The sequence below is a fragment of the Okeania sp. SIO3I5 genome (assembly GCF_010672085.1).
In the GTDB taxonomy this organism is placed as follows: domain Bacteria; phylum Cyanobacteriota; class Cyanobacteriia; order Cyanobacteriales; family Microcoleaceae; genus Trichodesmium.
In genome coordinates this window covers 32,922-47,670 of record NZ_JAAHHT010000050.1, presented here as the reverse complement: position 1 = coordinate 47,670, position 14,749 = coordinate 32,922, and the positions used below count along the sequence as shown (strand labels likewise).

Genomic DNA, 14,749 nt, shown 5'->3' with positions numbered 1-14,749 from the left:
ACAGGGCAGATGGAATTTCACCACCAAGGTAATAAGAGTTATTCACAAGTCGAGGTTTCCCCTCATGTATTGACTTGGAACGGCCATTTATACCCAGTTCCCTGGTTTAGTGGCCAACGAGTCGCACACTCCCATTGAGATTGATAAATTTTTGCTGCTAGATATTCAATTGTTTGATGATACTCTGGCCAAGAGATATAAAGATCACTCATTTGTGCATAAGAAAATAATCGTGACAACTTCAAAATTAAGTTAATTTTACCCAAAACCACAATTTTTATCTCAAACCATGATTATCTTATATTCTGAAGCAATTTTTTCAATTATTTTCCAATAAATCAAGTTTCAGAGGAATCTTATTTATAAAGAACTCTATGAGTTAAAGATTTGATAGAAAGTTTGTGTTGAAAATATCCATTCTCTAGAAGTTGATAGATATGGAAAATATGAAATGTTATAGTTGTGGCAAATTTAAATGTATTTTTGCTAGATATATATGGTGGTTAGGGATTAGGAATCAAGAGTCAGTAATAAAGACTCTAAGGATTTTAATGTGGGAATTTGATAAGTATATTAAGATGAAAATTTGCTACTACTATAGACCCTGAGAGCCAATTTAGGCATAGCATGGTAATAATTAGTATTTTTGATTATTCCCTAATAATTAAATTTTGCAATCCTTAGAAAAAGGCTATTTTTCTTATACTTATACACTTTTTTTTTCTTAACAGAATGACGAACTTGTTAATCTGCCATCTTCAGCCATCCACGGCGAATCGCATGAAATAATCGATTAATTGCTGTGGTATCTTCTTCACTCAAATTATAGTATAAAAATAAATTCCTGAGTTGTTTTCTGTGTTCCTGAGTCAAAATACCGGATCGATATACTTGAAATACTAATTCTGTAATTATGACTTCTGGTAGAAAAGCTTGATGTAAATAATTCATAATAGTTAATTGTTATAACTCACTATATTTATCATTCCCTATCTAAGAATTAATAACTGTGATAAACAGCTTGAACCCAGATGATATTTATCCGGACAATTAGTGATTTATATCACATTAGCCAAAATAAAATTATCTACTCAAACGGGATGTGTAACTTTCCACAGAATCATCAGATGTTCTAGGTCTTTGACTGAAAATATGCTGCTTAAAACTCTCTAAATATCATTGCTTGGAAAAAGTTGCACATGGAATTTCTCAAAGTATTAAGAGCTATATATTTTTAATTAATACTTTTTTCAAATACAGGATTGTGAACTACATATCAATCATTAGAAAAAGGGTGATTTTATTATATAGCAATCATATTTCAGTTGTGAGATTTTAGTGGTAATTAAGAGTCAGAAGTCAGAATATAAAAGGGTTTTAATTTATATTAATCATTCTTAAATATTTCATAAATTAGGAATGATTTCTATACTATCTTGAGCCATCCACGACGAATTGCATGAAGTAATCTATTAATTGCTGTGGTATCTTCTTCACTCAAATTATAGTATAAAAATAAATTCCTGAGTTGTTTTCTGTGTTCCTGAGTCAAAATACCAGACCGATATACTTGAAATACTAATTCTGTGATTATTACTTCCGGTAGAAAAGCTTGATGTAAATAATGCATAAAAGTTAATAGCTATAATTCACTATCCTTAGTATTGCCTATCTAACGATTAGTAACTGTGATAAAAAACTTGAGTCCAAGTGATATTTCTCCTGCCAATTAGTGATTTATGTCACATTAGTTAAGAGAAAATTATTGACTGAAAATATTAATAATTATAAATTTTCTAGAATCAAAGTAAATATTAATTTTTTTTTTAAAATATACTTGTGAATTAGAAACAACCAATATAACAATTAAAAATTATCAAATTTGATAATATGATATTATGCAATATATCAAATCGAAAAAATAATACTATAAATAACTTGCTAAAGAATAAGAAAAAGAAAAAAAATAGTAAATTCGAGCGCTAAATTTTGAGAGATAAATTTATACAAAAACACAAGCACTTATAATCAATAGTCTCTATTTGTACCAAAAATAGATCGAATTACTATTAATTGTTATAATGAGAGAGTGAATGCACAAGGAAAGATTAAAATAGCCAGAGTGCTTAATTTTCCGTGGGTGCGTCAAGTTAAATTTTGGTTCCGATTCACCCATTATTGTCGCCTAACCAACCCTAAGCTTGGATTTAATATTCCTTTTACAAACAGTCTCTAAAATAATATATAATATATCTATATTTGTAAATAAAAATCCTAATTTTTTATGCGATAATCTAATGTAAACTAGAGATATTTTATTGGAAATAAATCAATATGAAATTCCAGCAAAAATCCTATATTTTTCTGACAATAATTACCACTTTACTCTTGAGCCATACAACATCTGGGTGTCAAGCAAATAATCAAATAAAATTAGCAGAAACAAGCAAAATAACAACAGTATTACAACAAAAAAGTTGGGAAGAAGATAATAAATTTCAAGAGCGAAGTTTAGCAATTCGTCAGAAACTAGCAGCCAGAGATTTAGAAGAATTAGATAATTGGTGGAGAAAAAGAAACATAGGAGATCCTCATAAATATTTACTACCAGTAATTTTAGCTAGATTAAGTGTAGAAGGTGAACCAGCAGGGCAACTTTATAATCAAGAAAAAACCTGGAAAATTTTGCTGCAACTAGATAAAGATAAACCAAGTATTTATCATTTCCGTAGTTATTTAGATGTGAGAATTTTCTTTTTATTTCGAGAAAAAATGCCGTCAGAAATATTAACATCTTACAAAAATCAACTACAACGACCAAAAGTCCTAAATTGGATAAAAACTGGCACAGAAAATCATATGTTTATGGGACGTGCATCCGGTTTAGCATTGATGGATGGTAGTGGTTGGCCTGTAGGAGATCCAGCGAGTGAAGCTACAAATGAGGCATGGTTACGAAGTGAACTAAATAAATTTTTAACTATTGGACAAGGAGAATTTCATTCTTCTACTTATTATGGATATAGTATTGGAGGATTGCTTAATATCTATGATTTTGCTCGTGACCCAGAGTTAAAAAAACTGGCCAAAGCAATGCTTGATTGGTACGCAACTAATATGGCATTAAGACTAAGCTGGGGAACTGCTGGGGGTGCTGAAAGTCGAGGTTTTGACCGCAATACCTGGAATAGTGGGTTAAGTGCAGTAGCTTGGATATGGTGGGGAGATGAAATAGAAGTCGTAGAAAAAATGAAAAATAGTAGTGCTAGACTAGCATTAGCACCAGCTCTTAGTACATATCGTCCCCCAGAACATTTACGGGCATTAGCTCGTAAGCAAGTACCATTACCATTTAAACTACGGGCAAGTCATCCAATTTACTATAGCTACTCTCAAGGAAATGGTTTATGGGAGACCTTTTATGTAACCCAGGATTATAGTTTAGGAACTTTACTAGAGCCTACCCGAAGTTATCAAGTTGAGGGTACAATTAGGGCACAATATGCTACTTATAAGTTAGTGGTGCGTGATCCGAATGGCATCAATAATGCAGTAGTCAGTTTAGGTGGGACATATCATGGACTCCAGGCAACTGGTCGTAGTCCAGGAGACCAATATGTTCAGGAAAAAGGGGCAGTCATTTTTCAGTTAATTCTCAATGATCGAGATTTGCAGGCAGGAGTACCTGGGCGATCGCATTTAGTCTTGCCAAAGCGTTATGGTGAACCGATAAAATATAAAGATTGGTATATTTGGCGGATTGAGAATATTTGGTTATGTGCTAGACCTTGGGGAGATGAGGTGAATTTACAGATACCAGTCTCTGAGAAGAGATATAAAGATTATCAAGCAATGGTTGCCAAGGGGAGGAAAACTGCTTGGGTGACTGATGTGGCCAGAGTCGCTGATGTTGGAGAGTTGGCAAATTTGAAACAGGCGCTGGATCGAACTGAAGTTGATGATAGTGAATGGAATAGTCAGGGGCGTTTGAGTTATTTAAGTTTAGCAGGCGATCGTATAGTGATGACTTATGAGCAAGATGGTGCTATTGGAGATGCTGTGATTAATGGAGAGAAAAGAATTTTAGAAAATTGGCCTGTGTTAGAGAGTCCTTATGCCAAGCAAGAATTGTATAGTGGATTGTTAGAAGTTGATGACCCCAATTTAGGTAAGTGGCAATTACGAGGTAAGTTAAATGGTCCAGAATGGGAGTAAGTATTTGCTAAATTTTTATCCAGAGAAGAAAAAATATATCGGCATTTAGTACCTGATTAATAAATTCGGCCTTGGACTATGTTGTTATACTATCTGCCAAGACTACACTTAAGATAAAATTTAACAAAAACTAATACCAGAGAAAATTAGCCATGCCATTAAAGTCAACAACTAGACATATTCGTATTTTTGCCGGAATTATAGAAAACAATGAACTTGTTCCTGATGATCAGGTATTAACTTTAGATATCGATCCCGACAATGAACTTAACTGGAATGATAGTGTTCTGCAGCAGGTTTACCAAAAGTTTGACGAATTGGTAGAATCTTATAGTGGGTCAGATTTAACTGAATATAACCTGCGTTGTATAGGTTCCGATTTAGAACATTTTGTCCGATCCCTATTACAATCAGGTCAAATTAGTTATAATCTTGGTAGTCGTGTCAATAACTATAGTCTAGGACTACCGAGAGTAGATGTTGATGCTGAAGCCAAATAGTAATCTCAAGAATTAGAGCAAACCCATCTAAATATTGGGGAAGTTTTGACAGGGCAAGGATATCAAGCTTGTGAGTATTTATACTTATTAATCCTATCAAACCTCAAAGCAAAAGCTTCCAGAATTTAGAAGTATTGCTCTATCTCAACAATAGACCTCTGGTGATCATCAAAAATCAAATCAATTATCCTAGAGAAATAATCAATTCTTTCCCCCTACTCCCTACTCCCTGCTCCCTACTCCTTACTCCCTCTTTTCCGGAGAGGTCTAATACTGAACTAAAATTGAATATTTTACTATCTCCTGCGATTAGGCGTGAAGATTATCCAGAAACCAGGATTCTTAGTTCAGTATAGTCTACTTAAATTAAACACCTTGCGATGTCTAATCTGTGAGGTGTTTTTCTCCGTTCTGCTGAACTTACGAAAATTTGCCCAAACCGAGGTTAGCAGCTCTGGAGACAATGAATATCGCTGTGCTTCATCGTGTAATTCTTAAATAGCAAGCAATTAATTAGGAGCAATTTTATTTACTAAGCATGATAATAATATTTCTATTATCAGATTATAGAATAATTGATCATATCTCTACATTAATTAATCTTTTTCTTCTGAGAATGTTGCAAAAATTGCTTCATAGAAACCTGACGATTGGCCATAAATTGACTCCAACTACCGGGAAAAAACTCCTCTAGAGTTTCGACTAAAGCCAAAATTTCAATATTAATCATTTTGTAATATAATCCATGAGAACGTTTTAGTTTAGTCAGTAATTCATCTATTTCTATTGGAGGTAGTGGCTGTGAATTGTTGGTTTCTTGATTGCCAAAATTGCCGGAGGCGCTAGAATCAGAATATTTAGACATAAATAGACCTCCTTGAAGATCGGAAAAATATATATATGATGGAACTAATACACTACAACTTATGACTTAGAGATATAACTCAGAGAATATTTGCAGCTTGAGTGAGAAAATTTTTAGGGCTAACTACAGAACTTAAAAAATTGGATATAGTTCTATATGATTTAGATCTTTATTGTGATACTATTAAAATTATGTCTAATTCATTACAGTAAGGTAACCGCTCGCTTAAGCGTGAGTGGTACAGATCAAAGTTAGTAATAGCTGATAGATTTATCCAAGTTCTCAATTGTATTCTCACGGTTGGGCATGAATATAAAGTGCTATTACATAAGAGAACTTACGTCAACAAGCTACAACTTATGTGTGTCAGTAGCTTGATAATAAGAGCGAGAAAACTCCTGTTCTCAAAGATACTTTACGGACGATAGTCAGCAGTCCTTGTGTGAAATAGGAACTGAACTGCCAAAACCCTAATGGGTAAGTTTGAGTTAAGTTTAGTAGAACGGAATCTTAACTTTCTTGATTCTATCAAACCTATTTATTAAAAAGGTATAATACTTTAAGCTAAAAAATTACTAGCTAGCAATTGGAATTTTTAGACATTGGAATTATACTGACAACTAAGGCGCAAAAACCTAATTCAACCAGCATAAATAATCAAGAAAAATCTAACTTACTTCGAAGAAATGGCCGAAAGCGGTGAGGACCCCTGATGGAAAACACTATGCCAAGACACTACCTGTGGGCTATAGGTGAAGGGATAAAAACCTATCGGCCAGGAGAAATAATAGCAGAGCGCTATCAAGTTCAGCATGGTAATATATTACTAGATACTCAACCAGAAAAAATGCCCCAGATGCCCGAAGAAATTCCGGGTGTCATAGAACCATATCTAAAATTATTTCCCTATAGACTTCATATCCCTCAAGTTTTTGGACTGGCACCACTAACAGAAACAAAAGGCAATAAAATAATATGGCTCTTAGAAGGAGGGCCAATAAATCAAGAAGAAGTAAGCTTAGTTCCAGAAATTACTACGGCATGGAAAGATGCTACACCGATGCGACAGCTAAACTGGTTGTGGCAAATAGCCCAACTATGGCAACCGTTGAATGTGCAAAAAGTAGGTTCGAGTCTACTAAATCCAGAAAATCTGCGGGTAGAAGGGCAATTAGTACGTTTAGTAGAACTACAGCGAGATGAAAAATCTCTGACATTGCAGCATTTAGGTCAATTATGGCAACAATGGGTAAGTAGTGCTAATCCAGTAGTAGAAAAATTTTTGAAACAACTATGTCAGCAAATGATAGCAGGTGAGGTACAAAATGCTGACCTGGTAATAACACAACTAGATACAGCTTTAGAAGTATTGGGGCGAGCGCAAGTTCGGAGCGTTCATATTACCACAGCTACAGATACCGGACCAAACCGCGATCACAATGAAGATGCTTGTCACCCACCTAGTCAAACTGTGATTAGCTATCCACCTAGTTCTAAGACAGTAGCTATTGTTTGTGATGGTATTGGTGGTCAAGATAGAGGAGAAGAAGCTTCCCAGTTAGCAATCAAAGTTCTGTACCAACAACTGCAAAATATTCCTGAAAATGCAGATCCTCTAACTCTCACTACAAAGTTAGAAGAATTTGCTTGTGTCGCTAATGATGCTATTTGCGAATGCAACGATCGTGAGGAACGCCATGGTCGTGAACGGATGGGAACCACCCTAGTGATGGCACTTGCTCATCTCCACCAACTCTATATTACCCATCTAGGAGATAGTCGTGCTTACTGGATTACTCCTAGGGGGTGTCATCAAGTAACATTAGATGATGATGTTGCTAGTCGTCAAGTTAGATTAGGTTACTCTCTATATCATGATGCCATAAAACAAGCTGCATCAGGCGCCTTAATACAAGCTTTGGGTATCACCAATTCAATGAGTCTACATCCAACGGTACAGCGTTTTCCTATAGATGAGGATAGTATTTTCTTGATTTGTTCCGATGGTTTAAGTGATAAAGATCGAGTAGAAGAATATTGGCAAACAGAAATATTGCCATTGCTAGAAGGAAAAGTGGATCTAGCTACAGTTAGAGATAGATTAATAGAAATTGCTAACACTAAAAATGGGCATGACAATGTAACAGTAGCTTTAGTGCATTATCAGGTGACTCCTAAAAGTCAAACGACAGAAATATCACTCCCACCTATAGATGTTAAGACTTCACATTTACAAGAACTATCTGTAAATTCCAACTCTAATAGTAAGTTTGTTGAGAATAAACCTAAAACTTCTATGTATGACTCAGAATATAGAAGTTGGTGGTTTTATGTGTTAGGAATTTTGATACTTCTGGGATTAGGTGGAATATTAGCATATTTTTTAAGTCCTATAGCTGGTGAAATAATTAAACCACCGACAACAGAACCACCAACAACAAAGATTGCAGATAATCGGGATGTCAAAGAGATAGAACAGTCTAATTTACCAATAACTCCTACATTTTCTCCAAGTTTATCCTTAGATGTAGGATCATTCATATTGATTAGTAGTAGCGACTCTCCAAGTGAAGCATTAAACGAACCCATTGAATTGCTAACTAGCACCAAAGATAATACTGTTAAAGGTAGAGTTGCTAGTGGTAGTATTCTCAAAGTAACGAGGAAATTTTATCAACCGGAAGAAACTTGGTTAGAATTAGAAGTATGCTCAACTACAAAATCATTAACTACCGATCCAGAATTTATCTACTATTTACAACCAAAAGATTTAGGTTGGATTCAAAAAGTCAAAATAGAGAGTAACCTATATATCATCAATATGTTTGATGTGAACTTAGAGAAACTGGATGGGTGTTTTAATAATTAATAATTAACAATTAATAATTAATAATTACCTCTTCTTAAAAAGAAGAGGATTTGTTAAAAGGAAATTTTTTTATCCTTTCAAGGATAGCCTTTACAGCGCTTTTCATTTGAGTAAACCACAAAGTAGGGACGTTTTGCTAACGCAAAGCTCCGCTTTTCATGTCGCGAATGCGAAACGCTGCGCGACATGTTTGCGCAGCATTCCGGAACGGAAAACGCATTTTTGTTATGCAACGTCCCTACGGGAGAATAATTTTTTTATGTGGTTCATTGACCTGAAAACTGCTGTAAACCTTAATTTTTCGGTAATATATAATATATTAGTCAAATTCAATCAAAAAATATTAATTTGTGGCAGATTTGTGAGCAATTTCCATATAACTTAAAAGCCAATTTGCCATAGTAGCACGACGTGCTTGTGTAGGAGTAAATTCACCAATTTTATAACCTTTGAAACCCAATTTTTGTTTCAATAATTGTTTATTTTCTTTAGGAATAGAGCGAGTCAATTTTACAGTAGGGGGACGAAATTCAATAAAATTTGGAGGTTCTGGATATTCTTCTCGCCACTCTGGTGCTACCTTGGAAGCATCCCAATTACCAGTAGCATCATCATAGCGATAACCAAGATAATACCAAACTAATTGATTAACAGTATTGTCATCAATTTTTTCATCAATAATTGCTTGAATAGTTTCTGTGTTTAGTGGTGGTAGTTCAGACATAAAAGCTAAATCCTTAGATGATTTTACTAATCATAATGTAGAGGCGTAGAGTGCCTCTAATATCATGTCCGGATAATTAGTGATAAAAAAACTTGTTCCTCCTGATATAATAGTTTTTATCCTGGTGAAGTACATCAATGAATGATCCCCCTAAATCCCCCTTAGAAAGGGGGACTTCCAGTTCCCCTTTCTAAGGGGGGTTAGGGAAGATCTCCTGACTCCTCTTAGAAAGGGGGACTTCCAGTTCCCCCCTTTTCAAGGGGGGTTAGGGGGGATCTCCTGACTCCTCCCTCATTATTTATAACTATTCAACCGGACATCGTATAACATAATTTACAGCAATGCATGAGGATAGTGAGGTACAGTGTAACACAGCCTGACCGGGCTGTAACAACCTGGAAGGTTGAACTGCCAAAATTACTAACAGATTTCCAGCTTTTAACAAATACAGGACTTACGCAGAACCACTATATATAGTAAGGGCGAATGCCATTCGCCCCTACAAGCAGAACCACTATATATAGTAAGGGCGAATGCCATTCGCCCCTACAAGCAGAACCACTATATATAGTAAGGGCGAATGCCATTCGCCCCTACAAGTGGTGTATAATTTCGTATTTTGCGTAAGTCCTGAAATAGTAAAGCTTTGTACCTCACGCGCCTCCGAAACTGCTATAATTTTTGGTTATTTAGCTATTTTGTTAAGCTATACCTTCTTTTTGCGCCATTGATAACATTAAATCTAGGACTCGATTTGAATAACCCCACTCATTATCATACCAAGAAACGACTTTGAAGAAATTGGAATTAAGTTCAATTCCAGCACCTGCATCAAAAATACTAGACTGAGAATCACCTGTGAAATCAGTAGAAACTACAGGATCTTCAGTATAGCCAAGAATACCTTTCATTGGACCCTCGGCAGCAGTTTTCATTGCTGCACAAATATCTTTGTAACTGGTTGACTTCTCGGTTTTGAAAGTGAGATCGACCACAGAAACATCAGGAGTAGGAACTCGGAATGCCATACCAGTTAGTTTTCCTTTTAATTGTGGTAAAACTAGAGCTACTGCTTTTGCAGCACCAGTGGAAGATGGAATAATATTTTGAGCTGCACCACGTCCACCCCGAAAATCTTTTTTACTAGGACCGTCTACAGTTGGTTGAGTAGCAGTCATAGCGTGAACAGTTGTCATTAAACCTTCACTCAAACCAAAATTATCGTCAATAACTTTGGCAATGGGAGCTAAACAGTTAGTAGTACAGCTAGCATTAGAAACAATTGTATCTTGAGCTGGATCGAATAAGTCGTGATTCACACCCATCAGTAAAGTTTTTACTTTCTCAGGATCTTTAGTAGGAGCTGAAATAATTACCCGTTTTGCACCTGCTGTCAAATGATTTGAGGCACCGTCGAAAGTGGTAAATAATCCTGTAGACTCGACTACATAATCTGCACCTTTTTCTTTCCAGGGCAATTCAGCAGGGTTTCTAACTGACACGCAGGGAATCAATTTTCCGTTGATTGTTATGCCATCATCAGAGGCAGTTACTTCTCCTTGGAAACGTCCGTGAGTTGAATCATATTTTAATAAATAAGCTAGGTTTGGTGGTGGTACTAAATCGTTAATTCCCACAAATTCGATTAAGTCTGGGTAGTTTAGTCCAGCACGAAATACTAGACGTCCAATACGGCCAAATCCATTGATTGCTACTTTTAAAGGCATAGATACAACTCCTATATAGCTAAAGGTTTCTATAAGTATTAGGGCTTACCGATTAGAAATTATCACAAGGACAATTGGTATAATTTATTCTTTTCCATATCTTAAGAATCTTGAGAAAAGGAAATTCTTTTAGGAGTCAGGAGTCAGGAGTCAGGAGTCAGAATGAATAGATATCTCTAGGACTTACGGATGAACGCTATTGGTAGGGTGTGTTAGCGCTAGTGTAAGGCACCACCACACCATATATAGTGCCTTTGCGTAAGTCATGATCTCTAGAAAAGAGTGAGCAGGGAGCAGGGAGAAAGAATTGACGATGCCTAAACTTTTCTTTTTTCCCTACTATATAGCATTTCCCAGGTTAGTGAGGTACAGATATTAGATCCCCCCTAACCCCCTTGAGAAGGTGGGGAACTGGAAGTCCCCCTTGAGAAGGGGGATTTAGGGGGATCGTTGATGTACCTCACGCCTACTGAAAAACGCTATAATTATTAACAAATTAATAAGGAGTATAGAATATGGGACCTACAGAAATTGGCCTAGCAGCTCTAGTTACTGTTCCTTTTGTAACGAGATATGTGGGAAAGATTGGGGACAGTTTAGCGGGAAATACTTTGGAGCGGGTGGAAAAGTTTTGGCTAGTTATACGCAAAAAACCTGCGGGAATTTTGCCTATTTTGAAATCTGCTGAAACAGAAGCTTCTAATGTCGATTTTTATCAGGCAGCACAAGAGTTGGAAGTTGCTGCTAATGAAGACTCGGAAGTTACGCAAGCTGTTATTGATGTGTTTGAAGCTGCTAAACAGGAAAATCCTGAATATGTTAAAAATCTTGAATCTGACTTTGAGAAAATTAAGTCTCAAGGAGTAACTGCTGAGAAAATTAATGCTTTGTTTCAGGAAACGACTATTAGTGGGGGTGTTTCAGGTAATACTGGAGATATAAGAGGAGTCTTTCAGCACAATACCATAAGTGGTGGTGTCAAGATTTGACTGGAGTCGCCGGGATGGGAACCGGCAAAGGAAAGTCCCCAACTGCCAGAAGGCATTCCGCAAAACCTGCCTTGGACTGGCGCGAAGAAATTCGTTGGTCGCGCGGAGGCAATGAATGAAGTCTACGAGCAGCTACAAAAAACAGAACGAGTGGCGATAACTTCTATTACTGGTATGGGTGGTATCGGCAAAACGGAACTCGCTCTCCAATATGCTCACTATCACCTCCAGCTAAAGACTTATCCCGGTGGAGTTTGCTGGTTGCGATCGCGAGGGGTGGATGTGGGGATTGAGATTATTAGTTTTGCTAAGGCGAAACTCAACTTAAATCCTCCAGAGGATTACGACTTAGAAACTCAGATTCGTTATTGTTGGCGCAACTGGCACCAGGGTGATGTCTTGGTAATTTTTGACGATGTGGCAGACTATGAGGAGATTTCTAATTTTCTGCCTCCTGCGGAACCTCGGTTTAAAGTCTTGATAACTACCCGTCGCCAATGGTTGGGGCAGTCTTTCCACAAGTTAGAGTTGGAGGTGCTGGAGGAGGGGGCAGCTTTGGATTTGTTGGTTTCTTTTGTTGGGGAGACTCGAATACAACGGGAACTAGAAGAGGCAAAGGGGTTGTGTGCAGATTTGGGATTTTTGCCCTTGGGGTTGGAGTTGGTGGCGCGTTATTTGGAGCGCAAACCGGATTTATCTTTGGTGAAAGTGCGGCAGCGGTTGGAGTCTAAACGCTTAGAACATAAGTCATTGGAACGAGAGTCTAAAGATATGACTGCCCAACGGGATCTCGTGGCAGCGTTTGAGTTGAGTTGGGAAGAGTTGGATGAGAATGAGCGGGAGTTGGGGCGTTTGCTGAGTCTGTTTGCTCCAGCGGCGATTCGTTGGTCTTGGGTGGCAGGATGTTTGCCGGAGGTGGATGAGGAAGATTTGGAGGATTTGCGAGATGATAGGTTGGTAAATTTGAATTTGTTGCAACGGGTGAGTCAAGGAAGTTATGAGCTGCATCCACTGATTCGAGCATTTTTTAGGGGTAAGTTGTCTGAGTCTGACTCCGTTGAGGAAATGAAACGGCGTATTTGTCAGGTGATGGTGGCAGTGGCAAAAGAAATTCCTGAGACACCTATTCGGGAGGATATTTTAGCGGTTGAATCTGCTATTCCCCATATTGAGGAAGTTGGAGAAAATTTGACTGACTGGTTAAAGGATGAAGATTTAATGTTGCCTTTTCTTGGTTTGGGTAGATTCTATGAAGGTCAGGGGTTTTATCCGTCAGCTAAACCTTGGTGTGAGAAATGTTTGGCTATTACGAAAAGTCGGTTTGGTAACGCACATCCATATATTGCTACCAGTCTCCACAACCTGGCATTACTCTACTACTTCCAGGGGCGATACACAAAAGCAGAAGCTTTGTTTTTACAAGCTTTGGAAATGAGTAAGCAACTACTAGGGTCGGCACATCTAGATATTGCCAACATTCTCAGCAACCTGGCATTACTCTACTACTTCCAGGGGCGATACACAAAAGCAGAAGCTTTGTTTTTACAAGCTTTGGAAATGAGTAAGCAACTACTAGGGTCGGCACATCCATCTATTGCTACCACTCTCAACAACCTCGCATTACTCTACGAGTCTCAGGGGCGATACACAGAAGCAGAACCTTTGGATTTAGAAGCACTGCAAATGAGAAAGCAACTGCTAGGGTCGGCGCATCCAGATATTGCCCAAAGTCTCAACAACCTGGCAACTCTCTACTTCTCCCAGGGGCGATACACAGAAGCAGAACCTTTGTTTTTAGAAGCTTTGGAAATGAGAAAGCAACTGCTAGGGTCCGCACATCCATCTATTGCCACGAGTCTCAACAACCTGGCAGAACTCTATTGCCGCCAGGGGCGATACACAGAAGCAGAACCTTTGTATTTAGAAGCTTTGGAAATGAGAAAGCAACTGCTAGGGTCCGCACATCCAGATATTGCCTCCAGTCTCAACAACCTGGCAGGTTTCTACTCCTCCCAGGGGCGATACACAGAAGCAGAACCTTTGTATTTAGAAGCTTTGGAAATGAGAAAGCAACTGCTAGGGTCCGCACATCCAGATATTGCCACCAGTCTCAACAACCTGGCATTACTATACTCCTCCCAGGGGCGATACACAGAAGCCGAGTCCTTGTTTACAGAGGCATTGGAAATGAAAAAGCAACTGTTAGGGTTAGCACATCCAGATATTGCCACCAGTCTCAACAACCTGGCAGGTTTCTACTCCTCCCAGGGGCGATACACAGAAGCCGAGTCCTTGTTTACAGAGGCATTGGAAATGAAAAAGCAACTGTTAGGGTTAGCACATCCATCTATTGCTACCAGTCTCAACAACCTGGCAGAAGTATACCGCTTTCAGGGGCGATACACAGAAGCAGAACTTTTGTATTTAGAAGCTTTGGAAATGAGAAAGCAACTGCTAGGGTCCGCACATCCAGATATTGCTACCAGTCTCAACAACCTGGCAGCTTTCTACTCCTCCCAGGGGCGATACATAGAAGCAGAATCTTTGTTTTTAGAAGCTTTGGTGATTTTGCTTTCACAACTAGGAGAAGAGCATCCCAATACTAAGACTGGTTGGCAGAATTATCTAACATTTTTGCAGCAAGTCCTCAACGAAAATCGGCAAGGGGAATTATCTGATGAAAGGAGTTTGCGGATAATATCGCAGATGGAGAGCTAGGTTTCAGTTATCAGTTATCAGCAGTCATTTCAGTTATCAGTTATACTATGTCCGGATAAGAGCGTGATAAAAACACTTCTTTCTCCTGGTACCTTCTTTTCTCCTGTCTCCTCCCTAATTATTTATAACTATTCAACCGGAC

The 14,749-nt window shown here is 37.8% G+C and carries 12 protein-coding genes; 6 read left to right on the top strand and 6 right to left on the bottom strand.

The window, feature by feature from the left end; translation table 11 throughout:
* Window positions 1–62: 62 nt before the first annotated feature.
* From F6K40_RS41355 to F6K40_RS14270, 3 genes are all read right to left on the bottom strand, one after another.
* Window positions 63–272 (bottom strand): hypothetical protein, encoded by a 210-nt coding sequence (locus F6K40_RS41355; protein WP_375340568.1) that lies wholly within the window; start codon window positions 270–272, stop codon window positions 63–65.
* 472 nt (window positions 273–744) lie between these two features.
* A complete protein-coding gene (locus F6K40_RS14275) occupies window positions 745–951 on the bottom strand; it encodes a hypothetical protein (protein ID WP_293136906.1) in 207 nt (68 codons plus the stop codon).
* A 475-nt stretch (window positions 952–1,426) separates the two neighbouring features.
* A complete protein-coding gene (locus F6K40_RS14270; RefSeq protein ID WP_293136904.1) occupies window positions 1,427–1,630 on the bottom strand; it encodes a hypothetical protein in 204 nt (67 codons plus the stop codon).
* Between the two features lie 704 nt (window positions 1,631–2,334).
* On the opposite strand from F6K40_RS14270, the gene F6K40_RS14265 reads away from it, so the two are divergent.
* Both F6K40_RS14265 and ndhM read left to right on the top strand, forming a co-directional pair.
* Window positions 2,335–4,215 (top strand): hypothetical protein, encoded by a 1,881-nt coding sequence (locus F6K40_RS14265; RefSeq protein WP_293136902.1) that lies wholly within the window; start codon window positions 2,335–2,337, stop codon window positions 4,213–4,215.
* 152 nt (window positions 4,216–4,367) lie between these two features.
* Window positions 4,368–4,715 carry an NAD(P)H-quinone oxidoreductase subunit M gene (gene ndhM, locus F6K40_RS14260; protein ID WP_293136900.1) on the top strand — a complete coding sequence of 116 codons (348 nt, stop codon included), beginning with the start codon at window positions 4,368–4,370 and terminating at the stop codon, window positions 4,713–4,715.
* A gap of 592 nt (window positions 4,716–5,307) precedes the next feature.
* On the opposite strand, the gene F6K40_RS14255 is transcribed toward ndhM, so the two are convergent.
* Window positions 5,308–5,580: a hypothetical protein gene (locus tag F6K40_RS14255; RefSeq protein WP_293136898.1), complete on the bottom strand. Its 273-nt coding sequence runs from the start codon at window positions 5,578–5,580 to the stop codon at window positions 5,308–5,310.
* 724 nt (window positions 5,581–6,304) lie between these two features.
* On the opposite strand from F6K40_RS14255, the gene F6K40_RS14250 reads away from it, so the two are divergent.
* Entirely contained in the window at window positions 6,305–8,449 is a 2,145-nt protein-coding gene (locus F6K40_RS14250) for a protein phosphatase 2C domain-containing protein (RefSeq protein ID WP_293136896.1), read from the top strand.
* Between the two features lie 343 nt (window positions 8,450–8,792).
* On the opposite strand, the gene F6K40_RS14245 is transcribed toward F6K40_RS14250, so the two are convergent.
* Together F6K40_RS14245 and gap are read right to left on the bottom strand one after the other, a co-directional pair.
* On the bottom strand, window positions 8,793–9,173 hold the full coding sequence (locus tag F6K40_RS14245) for a DUF1823 family protein (RefSeq protein WP_293136894.1): 381 nt from the start codon (window positions 9,171–9,173) through the stop codon (window positions 8,793–8,795).
* A 701-nt stretch (window positions 9,174–9,874) separates the two neighbouring features.
* Window positions 9,875–10,900, bottom strand: a complete 1,026-nt coding sequence (gene gap / locus F6K40_RS14240; protein WP_293136892.1) for a type I glyceraldehyde-3-phosphate dehydrogenase — start codon at window positions 10,898–10,900, stop codon at window positions 9,875–9,877.
* A gap of 515 nt (window positions 10,901–11,415) precedes the next feature.
* On the opposite strand from gap, the gene F6K40_RS14235 reads away from it, so the two are divergent.
* Genes F6K40_RS14235 through F6K40_RS14225 form a run of 3 tightly spaced genes read left to right on the top strand, consistent with a single transcriptional unit; the run spans window position 11,416 to window position 14,607 of the window.
* Complete coding sequence (locus F6K40_RS14235) at window positions 11,416–11,889, top strand: eukaryotic translation initiation factor 3 subunit E (RefSeq protein ID WP_293136890.1); 474 nt, start codon at window positions 11,416–11,418, stop codon at window positions 11,887–11,889.
* Window positions 11,886–12,008: a hypothetical protein gene (locus F6K40_RS14230; protein ID WP_293136888.1), complete on the top strand. Its 123-nt coding sequence runs from the start codon at window positions 11,886–11,888 to the stop codon at window positions 12,006–12,008. The genes F6K40_RS14235 and F6K40_RS14230 overlap by 4 nt, the downstream gene beginning before the upstream one ends.
* Complete coding sequence (locus F6K40_RS14225) at window positions 12,001–14,607, top strand: tetratricopeptide repeat protein (RefSeq protein ID WP_293136886.1); 2,607 nt, start codon at window positions 12,001–12,003, stop codon at window positions 14,605–14,607. Before F6K40_RS14230 ends, F6K40_RS14225 begins: the two co-directional genes overlap by 8 nt.
* Window positions 14,608–14,749 lie beyond the last annotated feature (142 nt).

Excerpts from the sequence above, each read along its gene's own strand:
- F6K40_RS14275 (WP_293136906.1), bottom strand. The coding sequence starts at position 951 with ATGAATTATTTACATCAAGCTTTTCTACCAGAAGTCATAATTACAGAA.
- F6K40_RS14270 (WP_293136904.1), bottom strand. The coding sequence starts at position 1,630 with ATGCATTATTTACATCAAGCTTTTCTACCGGAAGTAATAATCACAGAA.
- F6K40_RS14265 (WP_293136902.1), top strand. The coding sequence starts at position 2,335 with ATGAAATTCCAGCAAAAATCCTATATTTTTCTGACAATAATTACCACT.
- ndhM (WP_293136900.1), top strand. The coding sequence starts at position 4,368 with ATGCCATTAAAGTCAACAACTAGACATATTCGTATTTTTGCCGGAATT.
- F6K40_RS14255 (WP_293136898.1), bottom strand. The coding sequence starts at position 5,580 with ATGTCTAAATATTCTGATTCTAGCGCCTCCGGCAATTTTGGCAATCAA.
- F6K40_RS14250 (WP_293136896.1), top strand. The coding sequence starts at position 6,305 with ATGCCAAGACACTACCTGTGGGCTATAGGTGAAGGGATAAAAACCTAT.
- F6K40_RS14245 (WP_293136894.1), bottom strand. The coding sequence starts at position 9,173 with ATGTCTGAACTACCACCACTAAACACAGAAACTATTCAAGCAATTATT.
- gap (WP_293136892.1), bottom strand. The coding sequence starts at position 10,900 with ATGCCTTTAAAAGTAGCAATCAATGGATTTGGCCGTATTGGACGTCTA.
- F6K40_RS14235 (WP_293136890.1), top strand. The coding sequence starts at position 11,416 with ATGGGACCTACAGAAATTGGCCTAGCAGCTCTAGTTACTGTTCCTTTT.
- F6K40_RS14225 (WP_293136886.1), top strand. The coding sequence starts at position 12,001 with ATGAATGAAGTCTACGAGCAGCTACAAAAAACAGAACGAGTGGCGATA.